General features: G+C 72.0%; 26 protein-coding genes. 8 read left to right on the forward strand and 18 right to left on the reverse strand.

Annotated features, from left to right (window positions below):
* Nucleotides 1-27: 27 nt before the first annotated feature.
* The gene (locus HC362_RS15735; protein WP_243084594.1) at nt 28-636 is read left to right on the forward strand and encodes a Uma2 family endonuclease; all 609 of its coding nucleotides are present in this window, start codon (nt 28-30) and stop codon (nt 634-636) included.
* Here the strand turns inward: HC362_RS15735 and HC362_RS15740 are convergent.
* Entirely contained in the window at nt 624-1,220 is a 597-nt protein-coding gene (locus tag HC362_RS15740; protein WP_243084595.1) for an HXXEE domain-containing protein, read from the reverse strand. The genes HC362_RS15735 and HC362_RS15740 overlap by 13 nt on opposite strands.
* 193 nt (nt 1,221-1,413) lie before the next feature.
* Between HC362_RS15740 and HC362_RS15745 the strand changes: the two genes are divergently transcribed.
* Complete coding sequence (locus tag HC362_RS15745; protein WP_243084596.1) at nt 1,414-1,680, forward strand: hypothetical protein; 267 nt, start codon at nt 1,414-1,416, stop codon at nt 1,678-1,680.
* 262 nt (nt 1,681-1,942) lie between these two features.
* On the opposite strand, the gene HC362_RS15750 is transcribed toward HC362_RS15745, so the two are convergent.
* The 5 genes from HC362_RS15750 to HC362_RS15770 form a co-directional block, all read right to left on the reverse strand.
* The gene (locus HC362_RS15750; RefSeq protein ID WP_243084597.1) at nt 1,943-2,656 is read right to left on the reverse strand and encodes an alpha/beta fold hydrolase; all 714 of its coding nucleotides are present in this window, start codon (nt 2,654-2,656) and stop codon (nt 1,943-1,945) included.
* The gene (kynU, locus tag HC362_RS15755) at nt 2,653-3,903 is read right to left on the reverse strand and encodes a kynureninase (protein ID WP_243084598.1); all 1,251 of its coding nucleotides are present in this window, start codon (nt 3,901-3,903) and stop codon (nt 2,653-2,655) included. The genes HC362_RS15750 and kynU overlap by 4 nt, the downstream gene beginning before the upstream one ends.
* On the reverse strand, nt 3,896-4,717 hold the full coding sequence (locus HC362_RS15760) for a tryptophan 2,3-dioxygenase family protein (protein ID WP_243084599.1): 822 nt from the start codon (nt 4,715-4,717) through the stop codon (nt 3,896-3,898). The genes kynU and HC362_RS15760 overlap by 8 nt, the downstream gene beginning before the upstream one ends.
* Before the next feature lie 157 nt (nt 4,718-4,874).
* Nucleotides 4,875-5,288 (reverse strand): DUF3151 domain-containing protein, encoded by a 414-nt coding sequence (locus tag HC362_RS15765; RefSeq protein ID WP_243084600.1) that lies wholly within the window; start codon nt 5,286-5,288, stop codon nt 4,875-4,877.
* Nucleotides 5,289-5,355: 67 nt separating this feature from the next.
* Complete coding sequence (locus tag HC362_RS15770) at nt 5,356-5,949, reverse strand: hypothetical protein (RefSeq protein ID WP_243088617.1); 594 nt, start codon at nt 5,947-5,949, stop codon at nt 5,356-5,358.
* 333 nt (nt 5,950-6,282) lie between these two features.
* Between HC362_RS15770 and HC362_RS15775 the strand changes: the two genes are divergently transcribed.
* The 4 genes from HC362_RS15775 to HC362_RS15790 are packed head-to-tail and all read left to right on the forward strand — an operon-like array spanning nt 6,283 to nt 9,986.
* Nucleotides 6,283-6,924 carry a DUF6875 domain-containing protein gene (locus tag HC362_RS15775; RefSeq protein WP_243084601.1) on the forward strand — a complete coding sequence of 214 codons (642 nt, stop codon included), beginning with the start codon at nt 6,283-6,285 and terminating at the stop codon, nt 6,922-6,924.
* Complete coding sequence (locus HC362_RS15780; protein WP_243084602.1) at nt 6,921-7,883, forward strand: tryptophan 2,3-dioxygenase family protein; 963 nt, start codon at nt 6,921-6,923, stop codon at nt 7,881-7,883. Before HC362_RS15775 ends, HC362_RS15780 begins: the two co-directional genes overlap by 4 nt.
* Before the next feature lie 28 nt (nt 7,884-7,911).
* Nucleotides 7,912-9,192 carry an aminotransferase class V-fold PLP-dependent enzyme gene (locus HC362_RS15785; RefSeq protein ID WP_243084603.1) on the forward strand — a complete coding sequence of 427 codons (1,281 nt, stop codon included), beginning with the start codon at nt 7,912-7,914 and terminating at the stop codon, nt 9,190-9,192.
* Nucleotides 9,189-9,986 carry an SDR family oxidoreductase gene (locus tag HC362_RS15790; RefSeq protein ID WP_243084604.1) on the forward strand — a complete coding sequence of 266 codons (798 nt, stop codon included), beginning with the start codon at nt 9,189-9,191 and terminating at the stop codon, nt 9,984-9,986. Before HC362_RS15785 ends, HC362_RS15790 begins: the two co-directional genes overlap by 4 nt.
* A 33-nt stretch (nt 9,987-10,019) precedes the next feature.
* Here the strand turns inward: HC362_RS15790 and HC362_RS15795 are convergent, their stop codons facing one another.
* The 8 genes from HC362_RS15795 to HC362_RS15830 all read right to left on the reverse strand — a co-directional run bounded on the left by HC362_RS15795 (nt 10,020) and on the right by HC362_RS15830 (nt 17,087).
* The gene (locus HC362_RS15795) at nt 10,020-10,487 is read right to left on the reverse strand and encodes a hypothetical protein (protein WP_243084605.1); all 468 of its coding nucleotides are present in this window, start codon (nt 10,485-10,487) and stop codon (nt 10,020-10,022) included.
* Between the two features lie 66 nt (nt 10,488-10,553).
* The gene (gene fbaA, locus HC362_RS15800) at nt 10,554-11,585 is read right to left on the reverse strand and encodes a class II fructose-bisphosphate aldolase (protein ID WP_243084606.1); all 1,032 of its coding nucleotides are present in this window, start codon (nt 11,583-11,585) and stop codon (nt 10,554-10,556) included.
* Between the two features lie 183 nt (nt 11,586-11,768).
* Complete coding sequence (locus HC362_RS15805; protein ID WP_243084607.1) at nt 11,769-12,311, reverse strand: orotate phosphoribosyltransferase; 543 nt, start codon at nt 12,309-12,311, stop codon at nt 11,769-11,771.
* Nucleotides 12,312-12,344: 33 nt separating this feature from the next.
* Complete coding sequence (locus tag HC362_RS15810; RefSeq protein WP_243084608.1) at nt 12,345-13,196, reverse strand: aldose 1-epimerase; 852 nt, start codon at nt 13,194-13,196, stop codon at nt 12,345-12,347.
* 112 nt (nt 13,197-13,308) lie between these two features.
* Nucleotides 13,309-14,262, reverse strand: coding sequence for a hypothetical protein (locus HC362_RS15815; RefSeq protein WP_243084609.1), 954 nt, complete (start codon nt 14,260-14,262; stop codon nt 13,309-13,311).
* 56 nt (nt 14,263-14,318) lie between these two features.
* On the reverse strand, nt 14,319-15,836 hold the full coding sequence (locus HC362_RS15820) for a polyamine aminopropyltransferase (protein ID WP_243084610.1): 1,518 nt from the start codon (nt 15,834-15,836) through the stop codon (nt 14,319-14,321).
* A 124-nt stretch (nt 15,837-15,960) separates the two neighbouring features.
* Nucleotides 15,961-16,539 carry a DUF2617 family protein gene (locus tag HC362_RS15825; RefSeq protein ID WP_243084611.1) on the reverse strand — a complete coding sequence of 193 codons (579 nt, stop codon included), beginning with the start codon at nt 16,537-16,539 and terminating at the stop codon, nt 15,961-15,963.
* A gap of 290 nt (nt 16,540-16,829) precedes the next feature.
* The gene (locus tag HC362_RS15830) at nt 16,830-17,087 is read right to left on the reverse strand and encodes a hypothetical protein (protein ID WP_243084612.1); all 258 of its coding nucleotides are present in this window, start codon (nt 17,085-17,087) and stop codon (nt 16,830-16,832) included.
* Between the two features lie 160 nt (nt 17,088-17,247).
* Between HC362_RS15830 and HC362_RS15835 the strand changes: the two genes are divergently transcribed.
* Complete coding sequence (locus tag HC362_RS15835) at nt 17,248-18,462, forward strand: pyridoxal phosphate-dependent aminotransferase (RefSeq protein WP_243084613.1); 1,215 nt, start codon at nt 17,248-17,250, stop codon at nt 18,460-18,462.
* Between the two features lie 235 nt (nt 18,463-18,697).
* Here the strand turns inward: HC362_RS15835 and HC362_RS15840 are convergent, their stop codons facing one another.
* Both HC362_RS15840 and clpB read right to left on the reverse strand, forming a co-directional pair.
* Nucleotides 18,698-19,228 (reverse strand): YbjN domain-containing protein, encoded by a 531-nt coding sequence (locus HC362_RS15840; protein ID WP_099883022.1) that lies wholly within the window; start codon nt 19,226-19,228, stop codon nt 18,698-18,700.
* Between the two features lie 113 nt (nt 19,229-19,341).
* Nucleotides 19,342-21,969 (reverse strand): ATP-dependent chaperone ClpB, encoded by a 2,628-nt coding sequence (clpB, locus tag HC362_RS15845; RefSeq protein WP_243084614.1) that lies wholly within the window; start codon nt 21,967-21,969, stop codon nt 19,342-19,344.
* 198 nt (nt 21,970-22,167) lie between these two features.
* Here clpB and HC362_RS15850 point away from each other — a divergent pair, with 198 nt between their 5' ends.
* Complete coding sequence (locus HC362_RS15850) at nt 22,168-23,076, forward strand: serine hydrolase (protein WP_243084615.1); 909 nt, start codon at nt 22,168-22,170, stop codon at nt 23,074-23,076.
* Nucleotides 23,077-23,261: 185 nt separating this feature from the next.
* Here the strand turns inward: HC362_RS15850 and HC362_RS15855 are convergent, their stop codons facing one another.
* Nucleotides 23,262-23,732: a helix-turn-helix transcriptional regulator gene (locus tag HC362_RS15855; protein ID WP_279240105.1), complete on the reverse strand. Its 471-nt coding sequence runs from the start codon at nt 23,730-23,732 to the stop codon at nt 23,262-23,264.
* Nucleotide 23,733: 1 nt separating this feature from the next.
* A complete protein-coding gene (gene dnaJ, locus HC362_RS15860; RefSeq protein WP_243084616.1) occupies nt 23,734-24,927 on the reverse strand; it encodes a molecular chaperone DnaJ in 1,194 nt (397 codons plus the stop codon).
* Nucleotides 24,928-24,948 lie beyond the last annotated feature (21 nt).

The raw sequence follows: 24,948 nt of genomic DNA on the forward strand, positions 1-24,948 counted from the left end.
TGGCCTTTGCCTGGAAGGAGGTGCAACATGACGGTTATGGCCGAGCGCACGTCTCACATGCCGGTGGAGCAGGGGTCTCATATGTCCGTTGAGGACTTCGAGCGGATCGCCTCCACCGCCCCCGAGACCGTCACGTTGGAGTTCATCGGTGGACGGATCGGGGAGAAGGCAGTGCCGGACGGAGCTCACGCGGGTCTCATCATGTGGTTGCTCAAGCAGTGCATGCGGTCCCGCCCGGACCTCGACCTGGATCCGACACAGGGTCTGAAGGTGGGTGCCTACCGCAAGGGGAGAGCACGCCCTGACGGCTCACTCGTGCCTCCGGACCACTTCGTGGGCCAAGGCGAATGGGCCGACCCCGCGGGAGTGCTGATGACCGTCGAGGTCACCTCCTACGACTCCGACACCGACCAGCGGGACCGCCAGGAGAAGCCGGCCGCGTACGCGGCAGCCGGCATCCCCGTCTACCTCCTCGTCGACCGCGACCGGTGCGAAGTCGTCGTCCACACCAATCCGAACCAGGAAGCGGGCCGCTACAGCGACCTGCACACGGCGTCGTTCGGGGAGCAGGTGGACATCCCCGAGCCGGTCGGCATCTCGTTGGAGACGGAGTCGCTGAAGCGTTACGTGCGCTGAGGCTTGCGCCCGTCCAGGGCGCGCAGCAGGCGGTCGGCCACGGTGTGGGAGGCCGCCGTCGCCGCCGCTGCGGTGCCGAGGCCGAGGGCCAGGTCGCGGGCGGTCGTCGGCCGGAGTACGCCCGCCGCGCGCAGGCGGCGGCGGGCCCAGGCCGTGAAGGGGATGACCAGCAGCGGGGAGGTCACCGAGCCGGGGGTGTACCCCCGGGTGGCGGCGGCCTGGGCCAGGTGGACGAAGCCGTGCAGGCCGAATCCGGTGAGCGCCTGCTGGTAGAAGGCGCTGCGCCCGCCCGTGCGGTAGCCGTCCGCAGCCGCCGCGCCCACGACGAGGGCCATCACGCCGACCGCGGCCGCGAAGCGCCGGCCGTCCAGCGACTCCAGCCGCGCCCACACCGCCTCCGGCACGCCGGGTATCCGCTCCCGCAGTTCGGGCAGGCGGGTCCGCGTCCAGCGCGGCATCATCGCCACTTCCTCCAGATCGTGCAGCGCCCAGGCCGCGAAGAGGCCCAGGGTGGCGCCCGCTCGCACGGCCTCGTTCAGGTCCGCATTCAGGTCCGCGCCGTGGCGGCGTGTGTTCATGGCCATGGCAGGAGTGTGGCGGGGGCGCGGACGGGGCGTGGAGTCACCCCCTCCCGTGGCGGGCCGCAGGCGCCCGTGCGGGGTATATGAGCGGCACTTCCGGACTAATGATGATCGTTCCGGTGCCGGGTGTGGAAGGGCTCTCGACGCACAGGCAGAACCGCGCGAGACCGCGCACCAGACCCCGCAAGGAGCACCTATGCGCATCCGCACCGCGACCGCAGCCACCCTCCTGGCGACCGCCGCCGTCTTCGGCTCGGCGGGCACCGCCTTCGCCGGCGACCACGCCGACCAGTACTGGACCTCGGTCGCCCAGGACTACAGCGACCACGCCCTGAACGCTCGCATCAGCAGCAGCGACAACGACACCACCGACATCAAGAAGTTCAAGATCACCAACATCACCGACAACGAGGTGCGGCCCATCACCGCCGGTGCGGCGATCGGCAAGATCGTGCTGGACTGAGGCTCCCACGTGCCGTTCCGGCCCCGCTCCGCGGGGCCGGACGCGTGTTCGGGTTCCCCTGCACCGGGGAGGGGGTGCCCGTTTCCGTCCGTCGCGGACTGCGGGTGCGTTGTGGTTATTCGCGCAGTTCCCCGCGCCCCTGACGGGGCGCGTCCTGCTCCCCCGGACTCCGTCCCGGAGGTGCCCCCAAGACGCAGAGTGGGCAAGCGCAGCCCCGTGCGGGGTACGCAGGCGGGTTCGTCGGCCTGGCGGGGCGCAGCCCTCAGCGTAGGGAGCGGGACAAGGTGTCGAAGGAGGGAGTGCGGGGGGTGAGGGGGGCGTAGTGGCCGACGCCGGGCATCAGATGGAGGCGGGCGCCCCAGTTGTTGGCGTAGCGGCGGGACAGCTCGATGGGGACCTCCTGGTCCGCGGTGCCGTGCAGGATCTCCACCGGCGTACGCGGCAGCAGCCGCATCGGGTCGGCCTCCCACAGCGAGGAGGCGACCTTGTCCTCGCCGCCGAGGAACCCGGCGACGGCCCCGCCGCTCAGCCGCATCGCGTGAGCCCGCTCCAGATCGGCGATCGGGGCCAGCACGACCACGCGCCCGGCGGCCCGCTCCCGTTTGGCCGCCGCCCACAGCGCCAGCTGTCCGCCCGCCGAGTGGCCGAACAGGACGCTGGGCACGGCCCCCAGATGGTCGAGGGCGGCGTCGACGTCCTCCGCCGTGGCGGGCCAGCCGCCGTCGCCGCCGACCCTGCGGTACTCGACCAGCGCGACGGGGACGCCCTGGCCCGCCAACGCGGCGGCGAACGGCGAGAGATGACTGCGGTCCCACTGCTCGCGCCAGAATCCGCCGTGCAGCAGCACCACCCGGCCCCCGCCGGCGGCCTCTCCGTACAGGTCGATGACCTGCGAGGGGTGGGGTCCGTACCGCTCCTGGCGCTCGGGGGTCGCCGGCTGGAGTGCCAGCAGGGCCTTGTCCTCGTCCTGGCTCATCGTGCTCCCCCGATCACTTCGCCCAGGACGCGGGCGGCGCGCTCGACGTCCTGGAACGAAGTGTAGAGCGGGGTGAAACCGAAGCGCAGGACTCCGGGACGGCGGAAATCTCCTACGACACCGCGCGCGATCAGCTCCTTCATCACCGGCTCCGCCTGTTCCGCCGGGTCGCACAGCAGCGCGATCTGGCTGCCGCGCCGCGCGTGTTCGGCGGGCGTCACGGAGCGCACCGCCACTCCTGTGCCGGCTGAGCCGTCCGGTACGTAGACGGCGACACAGCGCAGGAAGAAGTCCGTGAGCGCCAGCGACTTGGCGCGTACGTCCTCGATCCGCACGCCCTCCCAGACCGCGAGCGCGGCTTCCAGCGCGGCCATGGACAGGATGTCCGGGGTGCCCACCCGGCCGCGGGCCGCACCGGCAGCCGGCCGGTAGTCGGGGGTCATGGCGAAGGGGTCGGCGTGCGAGTTCCAGCCCGGCAGCGGGGAGTCGAACCGCTCCTGGAGTCCGCTGCGTACATAGAGGAAGGCGGGCGCTCCGGGGCCGCCGTTGAGGAATTTGTACGTGCACCCGACCGCGAAGTCCACGCCGTGCGCGTCGGCTTCCACCGGCAGCGCGCCCGCGCTGTGGCACAGGTCCCAGACGGCGAGGGCGCCGGCGTCGTGCGCCGCGGCCGTCAGCGCGGGCAGGTCGCGCAGGGCGCCGGTGCGGTAGTCGACGTGGTTGAGGAGCACGGCTGCGGTACGCGGACCCACGGCGCCGGGCACCTGTTCGGGCGCCAGGGCGCGCACCGTGCAGCCGGTGAGCCGCGCCGCGGACTCGGCGATATAGCCGTCGGTGGGGAAGGTCGCCTCGTCCACCAGCAGTTCGCCGCGCGCCGGATCGTCCCGGCGTGCGATGCGGACCGCGCCGATCAGCGCCTTGAGGATGTTGACGCTGGTCGAGTCCGAGACGACGACCTGGCCGGGCCCCGCGCCGATGAGCGGCGCCACCCGCTCCCCGACCCGCTCCGGCATCGTCCACCAGCCCGACTCCTCCCAGGACCGGATGCGCAGCTGCCCCCACTCCCGGGAGACGACGTCCGCCAGCCGCCCCTCGACGGCCTTGGGCAGCGCCCCGAGGGAATTGCCGTCGAGGTAGACGGTGCCGGGGTCGAGCACGAACAGCTCACGCAGGTGGGCGAGGGGATCGGCCGCGTCCCGCTGGAGGGCCTCCTGGGCGCCCTCGGCCCCGAGAGTGCTGTCAGACATGGCTGCGCGCCGTCCACAGCTCGGGGAAGACCTGTTTCGCCGCCCGCTTCTCCAGCCAGGCGACACCGGCGGAGCCGCCGGTGCCGACCTTGGCGCCCATCGCCCTGCGGGTCGCCACCAAGTGGTCGTTCCGCCAGCGCCACACCAGCTCGGCGACCTCGGTCAGGGCCTCACCGAGCCGGTGCGCCGCGCTGCCGGGGTCGCCCGTGTAGACCCGCACCCAGACCTCCTCGACCCCCGGGTGCGGCTCGTACTTGAGCGACACGTCCCGCCGCAGCACCTCCTCGGGCACGTCCTCGCCCTGCCGGGCCAGGAACCGCAGCGCCTCGTCGTAGAGGCTCGGTTCGTGGAGCGACTTCTCCAGCTCGGCGTGGACCCGGGGCGAGCCCCGGTGCGGCACCAGCATGGAGGCGGACTTCTCGCCCAGCAGGAATTCCAGCCGCCGGTACATCGCGGACTGGAAGCCGGATCCCTCGCCCAGCGCCGAGCGGTAGGCGTTGAACTGGGCCGGGGTCAGATGGGCCAGCGGCTCCCAGGAGGCGTTGAGCGAGGTGAGCTCGTACGTCGAGCGCTCGAGGGCGGCCAGTGCGCCCTCGATGTCGTCCTGCCGCAGTCGCGTCGCCGCCGTCTGCCACTCGTGCACGATGACGGTGAACCACAGCTCCATCACCTGCGTGGTGACGAGGAACGCCATCTCCCCCGGATCGTCGGAGAGCGGGTCCTGGAGGTGGGTGAGGACGTCGGCGCGTACGTAGTCCTCGTACGGTGTGGTGCCCGCGAAATCCAGTACCGGGGCATCGGGGTCGTGTGACATCGCTGTCTCCACTCACTGTGCTTCCGGGTAGCGGTCCGCTCCTTCCGGCTAGACATCGGAGCCCCGGTCCCCTCGGGCCCGATGCGGGCCCACTCCGCATCATGCGCGCAAGACGAAGGCGGCGGCAAGTTGTCCTGCCGCCGCCTTCGAGACGTGCTCAGCCCAAGGTGGCTGCCGCCGTCGGCGAGCTCTCCTTCAGGAAGGAGGAGCAGCGCTCGTACTCGTCCTGCTCCCCGATCGCCTGGGCCGCGCGGGCGAGGGCGTGCAGCGCGCGCAGGAAGCCGCGGTTCGGCTCGTGCTCGAACGGCACGGGGCCGTGCCCCTTCCAGCCGTTGCGGCGCAGCGCGTCCAGCCCCCGGTGGTAGCCGGTGCGCGCGTAGGCGTACGACTCGACGACGCGGCCCGCCTCGAACGCGTCGTCGGCGAGCTGCGCCCACGCCAGCGAGGAGGTGGGGTACTGCGCGGCGACCTCGGCGGGCGCCGTCCCGGCGGCGAGCAGCTCGCGGGGCTCGGGGTCGTCGGGGAGGTGGGTCGGGGGCGGGCCCCCGAGCAGGTTTTCATGAATGGCCATGGCCCCCAGTGTGCCTGTAGATGCCGACATCCCTGTCTCCCCCGCTGCCGGACGCCCGGTGTCCCTCTCAGGGCGCCGCCTCCCCCGCCACGCCCCGCCCGGCGGCCGTATCCGGCTGCCGCACCGCGAAGAGGCGCTGGAAGAACTGGATCAGCGGCCCGATGGTGAGCGCGTGGACCACTGTGCCGATGCCGACGGAGCCGCCCAGCAGGAAACCCGTCACCAGGACGGCGACCTCGATCACGGTCCGCACCAGCCGGGTGGAGCGGCCTGTGACCCGGCACAGCCCCGTCATCAGACCGTCGCGCGGCCCGGGGCCGAGGCAGGCGGCGATGTACAGGCCGGTCGCGGCTCCGTTGAGCACCACGGCGGCCAGGAACAGCGGGACACGCACCAGCAGCGGCTGCGGCGTGGGGGTGAGGGCCAAGGTGGCGTCCATCGCCAGGCCCACCAGCAGCACGTTGGAGACGGTGCCCAGGCCGGGGCGTTCGCGCAGCGGCACCCACAGCAGCAGCACGGCGGCGGAGGCCAGGATGACGACGGTGCCGATGCTCAGCCCGGTCCGCTCGGCGACGCCCTGGTGGAAGACGTCCCAGGAGTTGAGGCCGAGCCCGGCGCGCAGTTGCAGGGCGACGCTCGCGCCGAAGAGGACCAGCCCCACGTAGAGCTGGGTGAGCCGGCGCGCGGCGTTCCCCTGCGCGAGGCCGAGGGCGCCGCGGAGCCCGGCTGCGCTGCGGAAGGGGCGCGAGGAGGGGGTCACCCCCCAATCGTGCGCGTACCGCGTCGGCGCGGGACCGCGGACGCCCGGCCGGTCCGGCGGCAACCACGCAAAAGCAGCCACCTCCCAGCGGCCCCTCCTGCCGCGCCCCTCTCTCCCCGTCACGCCCGCTCCGTACCACCAGGCATCACCCACCCGGCGCATGCCAGGGGCACCCGCGCACGATGACGGAGATGAGCCTGCCGTCGCCGCCCGGGATGACGTGATTCTTACCGAATGGACTTGTGCAACGGGGACAGTGGTGAGCACTGCACCGCGCCACGGGAACAGGCGTGGCGCTGGTTCGAGGACTTCCTGTGCCGGCCGCACGGGCAGCTCGGACGGGACGGGCACGTCTGCCCGTTCGTCGGCCCGGCGATCGAGGCGGGGACACTGCGCGTGGCCCAGTGGGAGGTCGGGCCCGAGCCGTCGGTGGAGGATCTGGTCGCGCTGGTGCACCGGATGGTCGACACGTTCCAGGAGACGGAGTGGGCGACGCGCAACCGTACGCTCCACGCGTTCGTCGTCGTCCTCGGCGGCCTGGACGCCACCGCGCTGCCCCTGCTGGACGAGGCGCACCGCAGGGTGAAACACGAGCTGGTGGCCCGCTATCTGATGCTCGGCCAGTTCCACCCGGCGTGCGAGGAGCGCGCGGCCCGCAACCCCGGCCTGCGGGTCTCGCGGGCTCCGGTACCGCTGTTCGCGCTCCGCCATATGGCCTTCCACGACGTGCTCTTCCTGGACGGCGACGAGGAGTGGTTCGGCGCCTACCACGCGCGCTTCGGCCGCCGGTACGCCTCGGTGACGATGCCCGACCCGCTGTTCGCCGACCGGTACGCACGCGCCTGCGCGAAGTGGCCGGCGAGGTGCGAGGCATGACGGCCGGCTCCGGGCCGGGCGGCAACGGAAGCCGCGGCTGCGATTCCGGCGACCTCGGCGGACACGGCGACCTCCGCAGGCACGGCGACCTCGGCGGGCACGGCAGCGACGCCGAGCGGGCCCGGCTCGCGGCGCTGCGCGACGGCGAACCCCTGGTCGACTTCGCGGGCGGCTCCACCCCGTACATCGACTACCAGTCCATCGACGTCCTCCTCTCCCTCCAGCAGCCGCGCTCGGACGAGCCCGCCGAGTTGCCCTTCTACGTCCTCGGGCAGGTCAAGGAGCTGCTGTTCAAGCTCCTGTACGAGGAGCTGACGCGGGTGCGGGCCCTGCTGGAGCAGGACGAGGTACGGCAGGCGACCTGGGTGCTGCGCCGTGTGCACCGGGAGGCGGGGCTGCTGTGCTCGACCTGGGACGTACTGGGCTCGCTCGCCCCCACCGAGTTCAACGCCTTCCGCGACAGCCTGGGACAGGCCTCCGGACTCCAGTCGTACATGTACCGGATGGTGGAGTACGTCCTCGGCAACAAGGACCCCCGGCTCGCCCGCCCGCACCTGGGCGTCCCCGGGGTGGCCGAGCAGGTGCGCCGGGCGCTGGACGAGCCCAGCGTGTACGACGCGGCCCTGGCGCTGCTCGCCCGACGCGGCGCCGCACTGCCGCCGGCGCTGCTGGAGCGCGACTGGTCGCAGCCGTACGAGCCGAGCGAAGCGGCCGAGCTGGCGTGGGCGGGGGTCTACGCCAAGGGCAGCGCGCCGGACGAGGAGCTGTTCTGGCTCGCCGAGGCGCTGGCGGACGTGGCAGAGGCCATGTGCCGCTGGCGGTCCCTGCACCTGCTCACCGTCGAACGGATCATCGGCACCAAGCCCGGCACCGGCGGCACCCACGGAGTGGCGTGGCTGCGCCGGGTGAGCGAACACCGGTTCTTCCCCGATCTGTGGGCCGCGCGGGGACGGCTATGAGCGCGGGGACGGCTATGAGGGGGAAGCCATGACGACGACACAGCAGGGCACACACGGATACGAGGACCTGTACCCGGACGTCCGCCGAGCGTCCACCATCGACCCGGGCACCGTGCGGCAATGGGACGCGGCCGATCCGCTGGCGGCCTTCCGCTCCCGCTTCGCGCCCGCTCCCGAGGGGCTGGTCTTCCTCAACGGCGCCTCCCTCGGCCGCCTCCCGGCGGCCACCGCCGACGCGACCGACGCGCTGGTGCGCGGCGAGTGGGGTGACCGGCTGGCCGAGGCCCGCACCCAGTGGCTCGACCTGCCGCAGCGGGTCGGCGACGAGTTGGCCGTCACGGTGCTGGGCGCCAGGCCCGGCGAAGTGGTGGCCTCCGACTGCACCAGCGTCAACCTCTACAAGCTGGGCGCCGCCGCACTCCGCGACCGGCCGGGCGCCGTGGTCCTGGACGACGACAACTTCCCCACCGACCAGTACGTGCTGACCGGGCTCGCCGAGGAGTACGGCCGCGAGGCACGCCTCGTCCGGACCGACCCGGACCGCGGCCCGCAGCCCGAGCAGCTGCGGCTGGCCGTCGAGGGCGGGGCCGCGCTGGTGTCGCTTTCGCTGGTCTCGCACCGCTCGGGTGCGCTGGCCGACATGCGCGCCGTCCAGGAGATCGCACACGCGGCCGGCGCGCTGGTGCTGTGGGACCTCAGCCACGCGGTCGGTGCCTTGCCGCTGCACTTGACGGCACTCGGCGCCGACCTGGCGGTGGGCTCCACCTACAAGCACCTGTGCGGCGGTCCCGGCGCGCCCGCGCTGCTGTACGTACGCGAGGAGCTGCACAGCAGACTCACCCAGCCCGTGCGGGGCTGGTACGGGCACCGCGACCAGCTGGCGATGCGGCACGACTTCCACCCGGACCCCAGCATCCGCCGCTTCCTCACCGGCTCCCCGCCCGTCCTCTCGCTCGCCGCGCTCCGGCCCGCCGCACGGCTGCTCGGCGAGGCGGGCCTGGAGCGGATACGCGCCAAGAGCACCGCACTGACCGGTCTGTTCCAGCGGCTCGCCGCCGAGCTGCTGAGCCCGTACGGCTTCCGCCTCGCCGGTCCTTCCGACCCCGCCGCACGCGGTGGCCACCTCACCTACGCGCACGACCGGGCCCGGGCGCTGGTGCCGCTGATCGCCGAGCGTGCCGGTGTCCTGGTCGACTACGGCGTACCCGACCGTATCCGCGTCTCGCCCGCGCCGCTGTCCACCCGCTTCGAGGACGTGTACGAGGCCGCGCACCGCATCCACCGCGTGCTGGAAGAGGAGAGCGCATGACCGCCGAGGAGGGGCAGCCGGACCGCCGCAGGAGGGTGCTGGTCACCGGGGCCTCCAGGACCACCGGGATCGGCGCCGCGATCGCGGCCGTGCACGCCGAGCGCGGGGACGCCGTCGCGGTGCACTGCCGCGCCGACACCGCCGCGGGTGAAGCCGTCGTCGCGGCGCTGCCGGGCGACGGCCACACCCTCGTCGTCGGGGACGTGGGCGATCCGGAGCAGGCCCCGCGGATCTTCGACGACGCGGTGGCCGGGCTCGGCGGCGTCGATGTCCTGGTCAACAACTCGGCGGTGCACATCGAGCACCCGGTCGCGACCACCCCGTGGGAGGAGTGGCAGCAGCTGTGGCGCCGCACCCTGGATGTCAACCTGCTGGGCGCGGCCCATCTGTCCTGGTGCTTCGTCCACCATCTGCTCGGGCGCCCGGAGGGCTCGCGGGGCGGACGGCTGGTGATGGTCGGCTCCCGGGGCGGCTACCGCGGTGAGCCCGACGTGCCCGCGTACGGCGCGAGCAAGGCGGGCATGCACGCGCTGGCCCAGTCGCTGGCGGTGGCCCTGGGCCCGCACCGGATCGCGGTCGCCGCCGTCGCCCCCGGCTTCACCCGCACCGATCTCACCCAGCCCCTGCTGGACGGCCCCGAGGGCGAACGCATCATCGCCGACCACCCCATCGGCAGGATCGCGGAGCCCCGCGACGTGGCCGAGGCGGTCGCCTGGTTCACCGCCGACTTCCCCGGCTCCGAGTGGGCGACGGGCGCGGTCCTGGACCTGAACGGGGCCTCGTATCTGCACTGAGCGGGGCGCCCCCTCCCCGGCAAGCGGAGGGTGTCACCGCACCAGCCGGGCGGCCACCGAAACAAACGCCTCAATGGCCTCCCGCGCCTCCCGGGCCCGGCTGTGGTGCTCGGAGTCCTCCCTCGCCTCGGAGATCTCCATCGTTCGCCGGTAGGCGAGCTCGGCGGCGCGGGCGACGCTCTGGTCGTGGGTGAGCAGCTTGACCCGGTAGAGCGCCTGCCGGGCGACCGTGCGCAGCCGGTGCGCCTCGTCGCGTGCCTCCTTGTACGACTCCCCGCCCGCGTCCTCCCTCTTGCGGTACCAGCGGGTGGCCTGGCCGTGGCGGTAGTCCTCCACGGCCGCCGCGAACGCGGTGTAGGTGGCTATCCACTCCTGGCGCAGCGCCTCGGAGCGGGTGAACTCTTCGTTGCGCCGCGAGGCGAGTCGCTGGAAGACGTGGGTGATCACCGACCCCAGCAGCGTGCCACCGACCGCCACGACACTTGTCCAGATGGCTTCCATGGTGGCAGTCGAACACAGGAAGCCCCCGGCGCACCGGGGGCTTCCTGTACCGAAGAGACCTCCGGACTACTTCAGGCGGGTGCCCGTCGACCGCAGGTTCCCGCAGGCGACCTGGACGCGCTCGGCCATGCCCTTCTCGGCGGCCTTGCCCCAGCTGCGCGGGTCGTAGACCTTCTTGTTGCCGACCTCGCCGTCGACCTTCAGCACGCCGTCGTAGTTGCTGAACATGTGCGCGGCGACCGGCCGCGTGAAGGCGTACTGGGTGTCGGTGTCGAGGTTCATCTTCACGACGCCGTTCTGCAGCGCGGTGGCGATCTCCTCCTCCGTGGAGCCGGAGCCGCCGTGGAAGACGAAGTCGAACGGCCGGCTGTCCGCGGGCTTGTCGAACTTCTCGGCGACGCCCTGCTGGAGGTCCTTGAGCAGCTCGGGGCGGAGCACCACGTTGCCCGGCTTGTAGACGCCGTGCACGTTGCCGAAGGACGCTGCGAGCAGGTAGCGGCCCTTCTCGCCGAGGCCGAGCGCCTCGGCGGTGCGGACGGCGTCCTCGACCGTGGTGTACAGCTCGTCGTTGATCTCGTGGGTGACGCCGTCCTCCTCGCCACCGGTCGGGGTGATCTCGACCTCGAGGATGATCTTGGCGGCGGCGGCCTCGGCCAGCAGCTCCTGGCCGATCTCCAGGTTGTCCTTCAGGGTCTCGGCGGAGCCGTCCCACATGTGGGACTGGAAGAGCGGGTTCTCACCGCGCTGCACCCGCTCGCGGGAGACCGCCAGCAGCGGGCGGACGTAGCCGTCGAGCTTGTCCTTGGGGCAGTGGTCGGTGTGCAGCGCGATGTTGACCGGGTACTTCTTCGCGACGATGTGCGCGAACTCGGCGAGCGCCACCGCGCCGCTGACCATGTCCTTGCTGTACTGCCCGCCCAGGAACTCGGCCCCGCCCGTGGAGATCTGAACGATGCCGTCGCTCTCCGCCTCGGCGAACCCGCGGAGCGCGGCGTGCAGCGTCTGCGTCGAGGTGACGTTGATGGCGGGGTAGGCGAACTTGCCCTCCTTCGCCCGGTCGAGCATCTCGTTGTAGATCTCGGGGGTTGCGATGGGCATCAGACCGCTCCTTGGGGTGTGCGTAATGGTGATCCGGCTTCGGCTCAACGGAACGACGTCATCGTCGTGGCCCATCTTCCCAGACGGGGCCGGATGCTCCAGACGCGGGTATTCACAAATTCACTATGAAGGTCGGCGATGGTTTCACGTGAAACCACCACAGGCCGCCTCCGAGGCCGGCTTCTACGCCAGTCCGAGGTCACTCAAATCGAACGCGTATACATACGGCACTCCCGCACGCTCCATCGCCACGGCCGCGCCGCGCTCCACGATGGTCGCCACGGCCACCACCTCGGCGCCCGCCTGCCGGGCCGCCTCCACGGCGGTGAGCGGCGAGTTCCCCGTCGTCGAGGTGTCCTCGACGATCAGCACCCGCTTCCCCGCCACATCCGGCCCCTCGATCCGGCGCTGCAGCCCGTGCGCCTTGCCCGCCTTGCGGACGACGAACGCGTCGAGGTGCCGGCCACGGGCCGCGGCGGCGTGCAGCATCGACGTCGCGACCGGGTCGGCACCCAGCGTGAGCCCGCCCACCGCGTCGTAGTCCAGATGCGCCGTCGCGTCCAGCATCACCTGGCCCGCGAGGGGTGCCGACTCACCGTCGAGGGTGATCCGGCGCAGGTCGATGTAGAAGTCGGCCTCCGCACCGGAGGAGAGGGTGACGCGGCCGTGCACCACGGCCTTGTCCTTGATCTGTCGCAGCAGCGCGGCGCGTACGTCGTCGTTCATGAGACCTCAGCCTATGCGTCCGGCAGCTCGCGGCTACAGCCGCTGCCAGCTCCAGGTCGTCGTCAGCTCCAGCGGGTCCAGCGGCGTCACCTGGCGCGGGTGGGAGTTGAGCCCGTTCGGCGGGCCGGACTGCGGCTCCACGCACACCGCCTCCTCCGGCTCGTCGTAGACCACCACGTACTCGGCGCGCGAGGTCATCCGGAGCGACAGCTCCGACGGCCAGGTCAAGGTGACATCCACCCCGCCCGGCATCCCGAAGCAGTCGTCCCACGGGCCGGGCCGCGGCTCGATCCGGGCACCGGTGGGGATGTGGTCCTCGCCCCGCTCCTCCTGCCACTCGGGCGCGAAGTCGATCCGGACGTCCTCCCCGCCCTGGCCGAGGTTGCGCAGGAACCACGGGTGCCAGCCGGCCTGCGCGGGAAAGGAGACGTCGAACGTCTCGACGGCCAGCTTCAAGGTCAGCGAACCGCCGTCCTCGGCCAGCTCGACGACCTGCGTCACCCGGCCCTCCCACGGCCACGGGTCGGTCAGGTCGTAGGTGAACGACGCCTTGGTACCGGTGGCACCCGGAGCCTGGCGCCACACCGCGTCCCGCACCGTGCCGTGGATGGCATGCGGGCCTCCCGCGGCCTCCGGCCGGGAGGTGCCCTCGTTCAACGGAAGTTGGAACATCTCACCGCCGTTGCGGAAACGCCCCTGCGCGGTGCGGCCGCACCACGGCGCCATCACGAACGCGCCGTACTTCGGCCCCTGGCGCAGCAGTTCGGTGCCGCCCACCCGGAGGGAGGCGAGCCGGCACCCGCGCTGGGGTTCGACCGTCACCTCGGTCCCCTGGGCGCTGAGCACGACGGACGTGGCTTCTGCGGAGGTGGGCAGATCAGTCATACAGCGACCATAACGGCGACGTCAGCGGCGCCGCCGCAAGACCCGCTGTCCGCCTCGGCGCGCTCGCCTCCTCGACCCGCAGTCCACCACGGCGCGCTCGCCTCCTCGGAACTCAGCGACGGCGGCGCAGCGCCCTGCCCAGCACCACGGCACCCGCGACCACGACGGCCGCGGCCGGCGCCGCCCAGCGCAGGGTCGCCGTCGCGGACGCCTGCTCCGGGGCCGGGACCGGGGCGTACCGGCCGCGCGGCGGCGCGTGGTCCACCTCCTCCGCGCTGCGCCCGATCATCGTGCGCCGCGCGTGCGCCGCTTCCGCGCCCAGCCCGCCGTCCTCGTCGGGCAGACCCGACTCGCCGTAACCTTCCTGCGCCGCGTCGAGTTCGGACTCGTCGTCGCGGCCCAGCGACGAAGGCGGCACCTCCGTCTCGAACAACGGGGTACGGTCGGGCTCGGGCTCCGGCTCCGGGATACCGGGGATCGCACGCTCGTTGTCCCCCGGCGCGCCGATACCGCCCGCGACGGGCCCCTCGTCGCCCTCGCCCTCCCCGGCCACACCGCCCTCGGCCGCCTCCGCCTCCGGGCTGCCGGCCGGCGGCTCGTCCCGGATGCTCTCGCCGAGCGCCGCGGCGAACTTGTCGAGCAGCCGCACCCCCGCCGACGTCGCCGTCTTCTCGTCCAGCGCCGCCAGCCGGCCGGTGCCGGTGACCGTGCCGACGCACACCAGCGCGGTGCCCTCGCCGTCGTCGGCCGAACGGGGCTCGATGGTGAGCGCCAGCTCCACGGTCCCGTCACCGCGGGCCTCGTTGCCGCTGCCCGCCACCTCCAGCCGCTCCAGCGCGTCCGGCCCCGCCGCGCTGCCCGTGCCGCCGCGCGGAGTGAGGGAGAGCGTGCCGCGATACGTGATGGTCGAACCGCCGACCCGCACCTTGAGGCGGCCCGCGAGCTGCTCGGCGCCCTCTTCCGGCTCCTCCTGGAAGCCGGGTACGCAGCGGGCGAGGCGGGCGCTGTCGGTGAGGGCGGCTCGTACCGAGCCGACGGAAAGCGGTACGTACACCTCGTGCTCCATGGGGCGGAGCCTATTACCCATGAGTCCGCCGCACCTATGACTGCGCCGCAACTTCCTCAGCCCTGGTAGCGGGGATGCATCAAGGTGGAGGGCGGCAGCCGAGGATCTCCCCCGGGGGGCGCGGACCCGTCGGCGAGGAGCTCGCAGTCCGGTGGAGCCGGCCGCGCGTGGCGGGCCACGAGGAACCCCCTCTCCCCGGCCGAGACGCAGGGCCGCAGCCCCGCGGCCCGCAGCGTGGCGTGAACCGTCCAGAACTCCCGGGCGCGGCTCCCGGGCGCGCCCGCCCGCAGCGCGACCCGCCCCTCGTCGGCCAACGCCCGCGCGGCGACCCCGTAGAACTCCTCCGAGTACAGCTTGGGCCCGACGCCGCCGCCCGGCGCGGGCAGCGCGAAGATCATCACATCGAACGGCACCGCCTCCCCGCGCCCGCGGTCCCGCAGCCAGTCGAAGGGGTCGGCGTGCACGAGGCGGACCCGGGGATCGTCCAGCGCCCCGCTGTTGAGCGCGCGCAGCCCGGGGTCGCGCCGGGCGAGCCGCACCAGCCCGGGGTCCGGCTCGACGACGGTGACCTTCCGTACGTCGCGGTGGCGCAGCACTTCCCGCAGGGCGAGCCCGTCGCCACCGCCGACGATCAGCACCCGCTGGTGCGGCCCGCCGGTCATGGCGGGCCGCACCAGGGCGCGGCGGACGGCACGGGCCTGGCGCCCCCGCAGTACCGGCCTGCCGTCCTGGAACAGCCGCAACTCGCCGGCCTCGGGCCACTGGTGCCGGCCCGCGCCGCCGGTCAGCACGATTTCCTGGTGCGCGGTGTGGACGGCGACCCGTACGTCGCCGCCGTAGACGGCGTGCCGCGCCGCCCGTTCGAACGGGCCGACGAATGCGGAGCCGGCGACCAGCAGCAGCAGGACGCACACGTTGGCCGCCAGCAGCCGCCAGCGGGCCCGCCCCTCCAGGTCGTGGCGGAAGAGCCACTGCACGACGAGGCCGCCGGCCAGCGCGTTCACCACGCCGGTGAGCAGTCCGCCGGTCAGCTCCCCGGCGAGCGGCAGCAGCAGGAAGGGGAAGGTCAGCCCGCCGACGAGCGCTCCCACGTAGTCGGCGGCGAACAGGTCGGCGAGCGCTCCGCCCGCGTCCTGTTGGCGGATGCGCTGGATGAGGGTCATCAGCAGCGGCATCTCGGCGCCGATGAGCACTCCGATGGTGAAGGAGGTGACGACCAGTACCACCCGGGCCCCGCCCAGCCAGGCGAAGGAGGCGTAGAGCGCCATCGCCGAGCCGCCGCCGACGAGCGCCAGGAGGGCTTCGACGTAGCCGAATCCCGCGGCGGCGTGGCAGCGCAGCCGCTTTGCGAGCAGCGAGCCGATGCCCATCGCGAAGACCATCACGGAGAGCACCACGGACGCCTGGGTGACCGAGTCGCCGACCAGGGCCGAGGCCACGGCGACCAGTTCGAGCTCGTAGACGAGGCCGCAGGCGGCGCATACGAAGACCGAGGCGAGGACGAAGCCGCGTCCGAGCCCTGCGGGGACGGGCAGTCGCGCGTGCTCCGCGTAAGGCTGGGGACGGTCGATCATGAATGCACGTTACGTTACAATCCGGGCACACTCGGTCACTCACATGGGTGCTTCGGAGCCACTCGCTCCCTGCCCTGCGAGCGCCGCCCGGTCACGCCGTCGCGGGGCCGCACAGCCGCCCCCGTCACGCCATCGCGGGACCGCACAGCGGGACCGTGGCCGGCTCGCCCGGTCCCGGCGTTCCCGTCAGCCCCTCCCGCGCTCTGGTGGCGACGCGGGTGCGGGTCGAGACCAGACAGCCCTCCTGGGGGTAGGAGTGCCAGGTGCGCCAGCGGATCTGCCCCTCGTGCCGCTGGACGAGCAGCGCGGTGAAGGCACTCGGCGCCCCGGGAAAGGTGCCGGCGAAACCGTTGGGGTGGTCGGCGACCAGTGCGAGCAACTCCTGGGCCCGCCCCGTGAAGGAGCCGGGTGACAGCCTCTCCACCCGCGCGGCGAACTCGTACTCCCACTCACCGAAGCGTTTGGAGACGCCCAGCGGTAGCGGGGTGCTGCGGCCCGGCAGACAGGCGACGGTCTCGGAACAGTTCCCGTACTCCTCGCCCAGTATCACCTGGTGCGAGGCGCCGAGCAGCCGCAAGTGCACGTTCGTGTCCTCCAGTTCGACGTCCATGCAGGCCAGGGCCGGCAGGGGTGCGCGGCCCAGGTCCCAGGCGAGGTCGTGCGCGCGGGTGTCGGTGTAGGCGGTCTTCAAGGTGGTGAGCATGGGTCGGCTCCGCAAACACGCAGGGAGGGTGGGCCGCCCCACCCCTCGAGCTCCCGAGCCTCCGGGCTGGGGGACCGGGAGCGCTCGGGGACGACAGTTCACGATTCACCGAATCACGGAACGCACTGCGTCCCCAGCGCTTTTACCCAGGTTCTGCGGATTTCCATCCCATAGGTATGGATGAGGTCAAGTGTTCCCTTCCCCGGGTGTGAGCACTGCCGCGCACCCGGCCGGCGCGCACCGCCGTGTGCGCCGCCGGACACCGTCGCGCGCGCCCCCGCACTCGGGTATCAGCTGCCGCCCCCGCCGCCACAACCGCCGCCGCCCCCGCCACAGGACGAACTGCCACCGCAGGAGGAACCGCTGCCGCACGAGGAACCGCCGCCACAACCGTGGCCGCCGCCACCGGAGTTGCCGCCGCCCCCGGCCCACCAGGAGCCGCCGCCGCGGCCGGAGCGAGCGGACCGCTGGGAGCCGGCCGACTTGACGAGCGCCGCGATGAACGCGAAGACGGCCACTATGCCGATGAACGCCACTGCTTGGGACATGTGCTGTCCTTCCCCCTCGAAGTCCTCGGACAGCAACTCCCTTGCCTGTCTCCCGTGTTGCCGTCCGCGGGTGTAGCGCCGGTGTAGACGGCTCCTGCCCGGCCCCGCGGGGCCACAAAGCCGGGTTGAGGAAGATAAGAGCTTGCCGGAGGATGCAGCCATGACTGCTGGCCAAGCTGCTGTCCCGGGAACGCCGGACCACGGGCGTCCGCTGCTCAACCGCCGCCTCGCCGGGTTCGGCACCACGATCTTCGCGGAGATGTCCGCGCTCGCCGTCCGCACCGGCGCGATCAACCTGGGCCAGGGCTTCCCCGACACGGACGGCCCGGAGGAGATCAGGGAGGCGGCGGTGCGCGCGCTGCGGGACGGGCGCGGCAACCAGTACCCGCCCGGCCCCGGCATCCCCGAGCTGCGCGACGCGGTGGCCGAGCACCAGCAGCGCTTCTACGGGCTGGGCTACGACCCCGAAACCGAGGTGCTGATCACCGCGGGCGCCACCGAGGCCATCGCCGCCTCGCTGCTGGCGCTGGTCGAGCCCGGTGACGAGGTGATCGCGCTGGAGCCGTACTACGACTCCTACGCCGCCTCCATCGCGATGGCGGGCGGCACCCGGGTGCCGGTCACCCTCCGCCCGCGCGACGGCGCCTACCACCTCGACCTGGACGAACTGCGCGACGCCGTCACCGACCGCACCCGGCTGCTCCTCCTCAACTCCCCGCACAACCCCACCGGCACCGTGCTGAGCCGCGAGGAGCTGGCGGCCGTCGCCGAGCTGTGTGTGGAGCGCGATCTGCTCGCCGTCACCGACGAGGTCTACGAGCACCTGGTCTTCGACGGCGAGCACCACCCGCTGGCGGGCTTCCCCGGGATGCGCGAGCGCACGGTGACCATCTCGTCGAGCGGAAAGACGTTCTCGCTGACGGGTTGGAAGGTCGGCTGGGTCACCGGCACGCCCGCGCTGGTGAGCGCCGTACGGTCGGCCAAGCAGTATCTGACCTACGTCTCGGCGGGCCCCTTCCAGTACGCCATCGCCGAGGCGCTGGCGCTGTCCGACGACTACTACACGGCCCTGCGCGAGGGGCTGCGGGCCCGGCGGGATCTGCTGGCGGCGGGGCTGCGCGAGGCCGGTTTCGAGGTCTTCCGGCCTGCGGGAACCTACTTCATCACCACCGACATCCGCCCCCTGGGCGCCGACGACGGCGTCGCGTTCTGTCTTGCGCTGCCCGAGCGGGTGGGCGTGGTCGCCGTCCCGACGCAGGTCTTCTACGACCACGCCGAGGCGGGCGCACCGTATGTCCGCTTCGCGTTCTGCAAGCGGGAGGAAGTGCTGGCGGACGCGGCGCGGCGGCTGCGCGGTGTGGCGGGCACCGTCTGACCCGCCACCCCGCAGCGCCCGCGAGCTCCCCCGAGTCCGCCCACGTCCACCGTCGCGCGGGACCCGCCTGTTCCCCCGTGCTACCCCTGTGCGGGTCCCGCGCTCTGCCGACGAGTCTCCCGGCGCGGGATGCTGCGCGACACCTGACGGGTGACAGGGGTGCGAAAGCGCGAGGGGCCGGGCGCACGCACGGTGCGCCCGGCCCCTCGGGCCTGCGGGGTGCCGACGGCCGGCGTCAGGCGCTGTCGCCGTCGCCCTCGGAGGAGTCGATGTCCTTCTCCAGGCCGAACTGCTCCACGAGCCACTTGTCGAACTCGATGGAGGCCCGCACCCAGCTGACCGTGGACGAGACGAAGTGCTCCAGCGAGACGCCCGTACCGACGAGCATCTGCGCCTCGCCGATCAGCCGGACGCTGCCGTCGTCGTGGGTGTGGCTGTAGACCTTGGGCCACAGGGTGCGACGGTTCCAGTCGTCGATGGCCTCGAGGAGCTTGGGCTTGTCCTCGATGGTGTGCGGACGGTCGTAGAACGTACGGACCGAGAAGACCTGCTGCTCCGCCTCCCCCCGGAACATGAAGTACGTGCGGAACTCCTCCCACGGCGCCGCGAGGTCTCCCTCGTCGTCGACGACGTACTTCAGCTCCATCTGGTCCAGGAGCTGCTTGACGAGGTCCTGGTCGGGGATGATCGGTCCGGTGGGACCGGACTCCTCCGGCTCCTCGGGCTGGCCCCCGAAGTTCGGGATCGAGGACGGGTCGATGCTCACGTGGGTGTTCCCTTCATACGGCTCCTCCCATCCTCCCGCACCCGCCCCCCGCAATGACAACCCTGCCCCACGGGCGCGCCCGGCGCCCCGTGCGCAGCCCGCGCGGCCGGCGCTCAGCCGCCCGCGGCGGCGCCCACCATCAGGCCGTCCCAGCCTTCGACGTGGTCGACCCGCACGGTGTCGCCGTCCCGCACCTCACCGGCCAGGATCTCCCGTGCGAGCTGGTCGCCGATGGCGGTCTGGACGAGGCGCCGCAGGGGGCGGGCCCCGTACGCCGGGTCGTTGCCCTCGACGGCGAGCCAGTCCAGCGCGGCAGGGGTGACATCCAGCGTGAGGCGCCGGTCGGCGAGCCGCGTCTGCAGCGCGTCGACCTGGAGCTGGGCGATGCGCCGCAGCTCGTCCCCGGCCAGCGCGGAGAAGACCACCAGGTCGTCCAGCCGGTTGAGGAACTCGGGCCGGAAGGCGGCGCGCACCGCCGCGAGCACCTGCTCCCGCTTCTCGTCCTCCTTCTCCAGGGGGTCCATCAGGAACTGGCTGCCCAGGTTGGAGGTGAGGATGAGGATGGTGTTGCGGAAGTCCACCGTGCGGCCCTGGCCGTCGGTGAGCCGGCCGTCGTCCAGGACCTGGAGCAGCACGTCGAAGACCTCGTGGTGCGCCTTCTCCACCTCGTCCAGCAGTACGACGCTGTACGGGCGCCGCCGCACCGCCTCGGTGAGCTGGCCGCCCTCCTCGTAGCCGACGTAGCCGGGCGGCGCGCCGACCAGCCGGGCGACGCTGTGCTTCTCGCCGTACTCGCTCATGTCGATACGGACCATCGCGCGCTCGTCGTCGAAGAGGAAGTCAGCGAGCGCCTTGGCCAGCTCCGTCTTACCCACACCGGTGGGGCCCAGGAACATGAAGGAGCCGGTGGGGCGGTTGGGGTCGGCGATACCTGCCCGGCTGCGGCGCACCGCGTCGGAGACGGCACGCACGGCCTCGGTCTGGCCGATCAGCCGCTTGCCGAGCTCCTCCTCCATCCGCAGCAGCTTCTGCGTCTCGCCCTCCAGCAGCCGGCCCGCCGGGATACCGGTCCAGGAGGCGACGACGTCGGCGATGTCGTCCGAGCCGACCTCCTCCTTGACCATCTTGTTCCCCTTCTCGCCCTGGCCGGCCGCGGCCTCCTTCTTGGCCTCTTCCTCCTCCTCGGTGGCAGCGGCCAGCTCCCGCTCGACGGCCGGGATCTCGCCGTAGAGCAGCTTGGAGGCGGTGTCGAAGTCGCCGTCGCGCTGGGCGCGCTCGGCCTGTCCGCGCAGCTCGTCCAGCTGCTCCTTCAGCTCACCGACGCGGTTGAGGCCCTGCTTCTCCTTCTCCCAGCGGGCGGTCAGGCCGCGCAGCTCCTCCTCCTTGTCGGCCAGCTCACGGCGCAGCCGCTCCAGCCGCTCCACGGAGGCGGGGTCGGTCTCCTTCTCCAGGGCCAGCTCCTCCATCTTGAGCCGGTCGACGGCCCGCTGGAGCTCGTCGATCTCCACGGGCGAGGAGTCGATCTCCATCCGGAGCCGGGAGGCGGCCTCGTCCACCAGGTCGATGGCCTTGTCGGGCAGGAAACGGGAGGTGATGTAGCGGTCCGAGAGCGCGGCGGCGGCCACCAGCGCGCCGTCGGAGATCTGCACCTTGTGGTGCGCCTCGTAGCGCCCCTTGAGCCCGCGCAGGATCGCGATGGAGTCCTCCACGGTGGGCTCGGCCACCAGCACCTGCTGGAAGCGGCGCTCCAGCGCGGCGTCCTTCTCGATCCGCTCGCGGTACTCGTCCAGCGTGGTGGCGCCGACCATCCGCAGCTCGCCGCGGGCCAGCATCGGCTTGAGCATGTTGCCTGCGTCCATGGCCGAGTCGCCGCCGGCGCCCGCGCCGACCACCGTGTGCAGCTCGTCGATGAAGGTGATGATCTGGCCGTCGCTCTCCTTGATCTCGGAGAGCACGGTCTTGAGCCGCTCCTCGAACTCACCGCGGTACTTCGCGCCCGCCACCATGGCGCCCAGGTCGAGCGCCACCAGCCGCTTGTTCCGCAGTGACTCGGGCACATCCCCCTTCACCACGCGCTGGGCCAGCCCCTCGACGACCGCGGTCTTGCCGACGCCCGACTCGCCGATCAGTACCGGATTGTTCTTCGTACGACGGGAGAGCACCTGCACCACGCGGCGGATCTCCTGGTCCCGGCCGATGACCGGGTCCAGCTTGCCCTCGCGGGCCGCGGCGGTCAGGTCGGTGCCGAATTTCTCCAGGGCCTTGTAGGTGCCCTCCGGGTCCGGGTTGGTGATCCGCCTGCTGCCGCGCTGCGCGCTGAAGGCGTCCAGCAGCTTCTTCTCGTCGGCACCCTGCTGCCGGAGCAGCTCGCCTGTCGCCCCGCCCTTGGCGGCCAGCGCGATCAGCAGGTGCTCGGTGGAGACGAAGCTGTCGCCGAGGTCCTTGGCGCGCTGGGCCGCGTCCGCGATGACGGCGAGCAGGTCGCGGTCGGCCTGCGGGCGGCTGACGGTCTGGCCCTGCACGGTCGGGAGCGCGGCGAGCTGCCGCTCGGCGCCCGAGCGCAGCGCCGCCTGGTCGGCCTCGACGGCGGCGATCAGGTCCTGGATGTTCTCGTTCTCCTCGCCCGTGAGCAGGGCGAGGAGCAGATGGGCCGGGGTGATGTCGGGGTGGCCGTCACTCACCGCGCGGTCGTTCGCCGCGCTGATCGCTTCCCGGCTCTTGTTGGTCAGCTCCGCGTCCACTTCCTGCGCTCCTTCTCCGGTGCCAGTGCTGACTGGTAAGCGCCCCCAGACGAGCTCTTGCTACCTACAGCATGCAACAAGTTGAGTCTATTCCGCTCAAGCTGAAAACGTCTACGATCCTTCTTAGTTCCCGGCCGCTCCCGGCACCGGGTACCCGCCCAACGAGCCGCACCGCAGCGGCATTTGGAGCTGACAGAAGTGAAAACTGGCATTGCTGGCACCCACCGTGTCGTCACGGTGGTGCTCACCTCCTCAGCCGTGCTGACGACGGGCGCGCTGGCCGCCCCGGCCGCCACGGCGTCCCCCGCCACCGCCGTCACGGCGAAGAAGCCGTCCATCACCGCCCGCGGCGGTTATGTGATGAACAGCGGCACGGGCAGGAGCCTCTACACCAAGGCCGCCGACACCCGGCGCTCCACCGGCTCGACCACCAAGATCATGACTGCCCGGGTGGTACTGGCCCAGAAGAACCTCAACCTGAACCGCAAGGTCACCATCCGCAAGGCGTACAGCGACTACATCGTCCGCAACACCGCCTCCTCGGCGCGGCTGATCGTCGGCGACAAGGTCACCGTCCGCCAGCTCCTCTACGGCCTGATGCTGCCCTCGGGCTGCGATGCCGCCTATGCCCTCGCCGACACCTTCGGCAAGGGCAGCAGCCGCAAGGCGCGGGTGAAGTCCTTCATCGGCAAGATGAACTCCACCGCGCGGAGCCTGGGGCTGAAGAACACCCACTTCGACTCGTTCGACGGCATCGGCAAGGGGCGCAACTACTCCACCCCGCGCGACCTGACCAAACTCGCCCGCAACGCCATGGGCAATGCCACCTTCCGCGCGATCGTGAAGACCCGCTCCACCAAGCAGAAGACAATCACCAAGAGTGGTGGCTACCGCTATATGAACTGGCGGAACACCAATCCGCTGCTCGGCGGCTATTCCGGTGCGCTCGGCGTCAAGACCGGGTCCGGCCCCGAGGCCAAGTACTGCCTGGTCTTCGCCGCCAAGCGGGGCTCCAAAACGGTGATCGGCACCGTTCTGGCCTCGTCCTCCGCGGCCAAACGAACGACCGACGCCAAGAAGCTCCTGTCGTACGGCTTCGCGAAGTAAGCCCTCACGCTGTGGGGCCGAGCCCCGCCCCCTCGTTGTGGGCACCCGCCTGGGCGGCGCCGCCCGGTGGGGGTGCGTCACCGTTGCCAGGTGCCCCCTCGTTGTGCCCACCCGTTCCGCCCTGCGGAACGATTGCCCACAACGAGGGGGTGCCCACAACAGGCAAGAACCAGGGGTCCCGAGGGTTACTCCCTCCGTTTGGGGCGCCAGACCACCAGGGCGCTGGAGGAGCGCACATCCTCGTACGGCACCAGATCGCGCCGGTACGAGGCATGCACCTGCGCCTCCCGCTGCTGCATGGCCGCAGCGGCACCCTCAACCGCCGCCGACAACTCCGCAACGCGCTGCTGCAGCGCAGCGACCTGGTTCTCCAGTTCGATGATCCGCTTGATCCCAGCGAGGTTGATCCCCTCGTCCTGGCTGAGCCGCTGCACCTCACGGAGCTGCTCGATGTCGCGCGCCGAGTAGCGGCGGCCCCGCCCGGGCGTGCGGTCGGGCGAGACCAGCCCCAGCCGGTCGTACTGCCGCAGGGTCTGCGGATGCAGCCCGGAGAGCTGGGCGGCGACCGAGATGACGTAGACAGGAGATTCGTCCGTCAGCTCGTACGCCGCGGAGCGCCCAGCCGCGAATCGTCTGCGTCCGTCCCGGCCGTCCACCTCAGTCTCCCTTCGCTGCCTTGAACAACGCGGCCCGCGGATCCTCTCCCGCCGTCGCGTCCCGGTAGGACTCCAGCGAGTCCTTCGCCTTGTCGTCCAGATTCTTCGGCACCGCGACCTCCACTGTCACCAGCAGATCGCCGCGCGTTCCGTCCTTGCGCACCGCGCCCTTGCCCCGGGCCCGCATGGTGCGCCCGGACGGCGTACCCGGCGGGACCTTGAGGGTGACCGGCGGCCCGCCGAGCGTGGGGACCTTCACCTCGCCGCCGAGGGCCGCCTCGGGGAAGGTGACCGGCACGGTGACCGTCAGGTTGTCGCCCTTGCGTCCGAAGACCGGGTGTTTGTCCACATGGACGACCACGTACAGGTCACCGTTGGGGCCGCCCCGCTCGCCCGGCGCTCCCTTGCCGCGCAGCCGGATGCGCTGCCCGTCGGTGACGCCCGCCGGGATACGGACCTGCATCGTGCGCGAACTGGTCGCCCGCCCGGACCCCTTGCAGACCTCGCAGGGGTCCTGCGCGATCAGACCGCGCCCTTTGCAGTCCACACACGGGTCGGTCAGCGAGAAGCCGCCGCCCGTACCCCGGGAGACCTGCCCGGTGCCCACACAGGTGGGGCACACCCGCGGGGTGCCGTTCTTGTCCCCCGTACCGGCGCACTCCTTGCACGCGGCGCTGGAGGACATCCGCAGCGGGACCGTGGCACCGTCCACCGCCTCGGTGAAGCTGAGCGTCACCTCGGACTCGATGTCCTGGCCGCGCCTGGGCTGCGTACGGGTCCCGGCGCCGCCGCGGTTGAACAGGCCGCCGAAGACGTCGCCGAGCCCGCCGCCGAAGCCACCGGGACCGCCGGCACCGCCGCCCTGGCCCTGACCGCCGAACAGGTCGCTGAGGTCGAAGTTGAACGTTCCGGCGCCACCGGGCCCGCCCGGACCGCCGCCGGGCCGGAAGCCCCCGTTGCCGAAGAGGGTGCGCGCCTCGTCGTACTCCTTGCGCCGCTTGGGGTCGCCGAGCACGTCGTACGCCTCGGAGGCGTCCTTGAAGCGCTCCTCGGCCTTGGGGTCACCGGCGTTGGCGTCGGGGTGGTTCTCCCGGGCCAGCTTGCGGTACGCCTTCTTGATCTCGGCTTCGGTGGCGTCCTTGGGGACGCCGAGGACCTTGTAGTAGTCCTTCTCGATGAAGTCCTTGGTACTCATCCTCGACGTCCCTCCTCCCGT

Origin of the sequence: Streptomyces sp. 891-h, assembly GCF_022760275.1 — a bacterium.
Taxonomy (GTDB): Bacteria; Actinomycetota; Actinomycetes; order Streptomycetales; family Streptomycetaceae; genus Streptomyces; species Streptomyces spirodelae.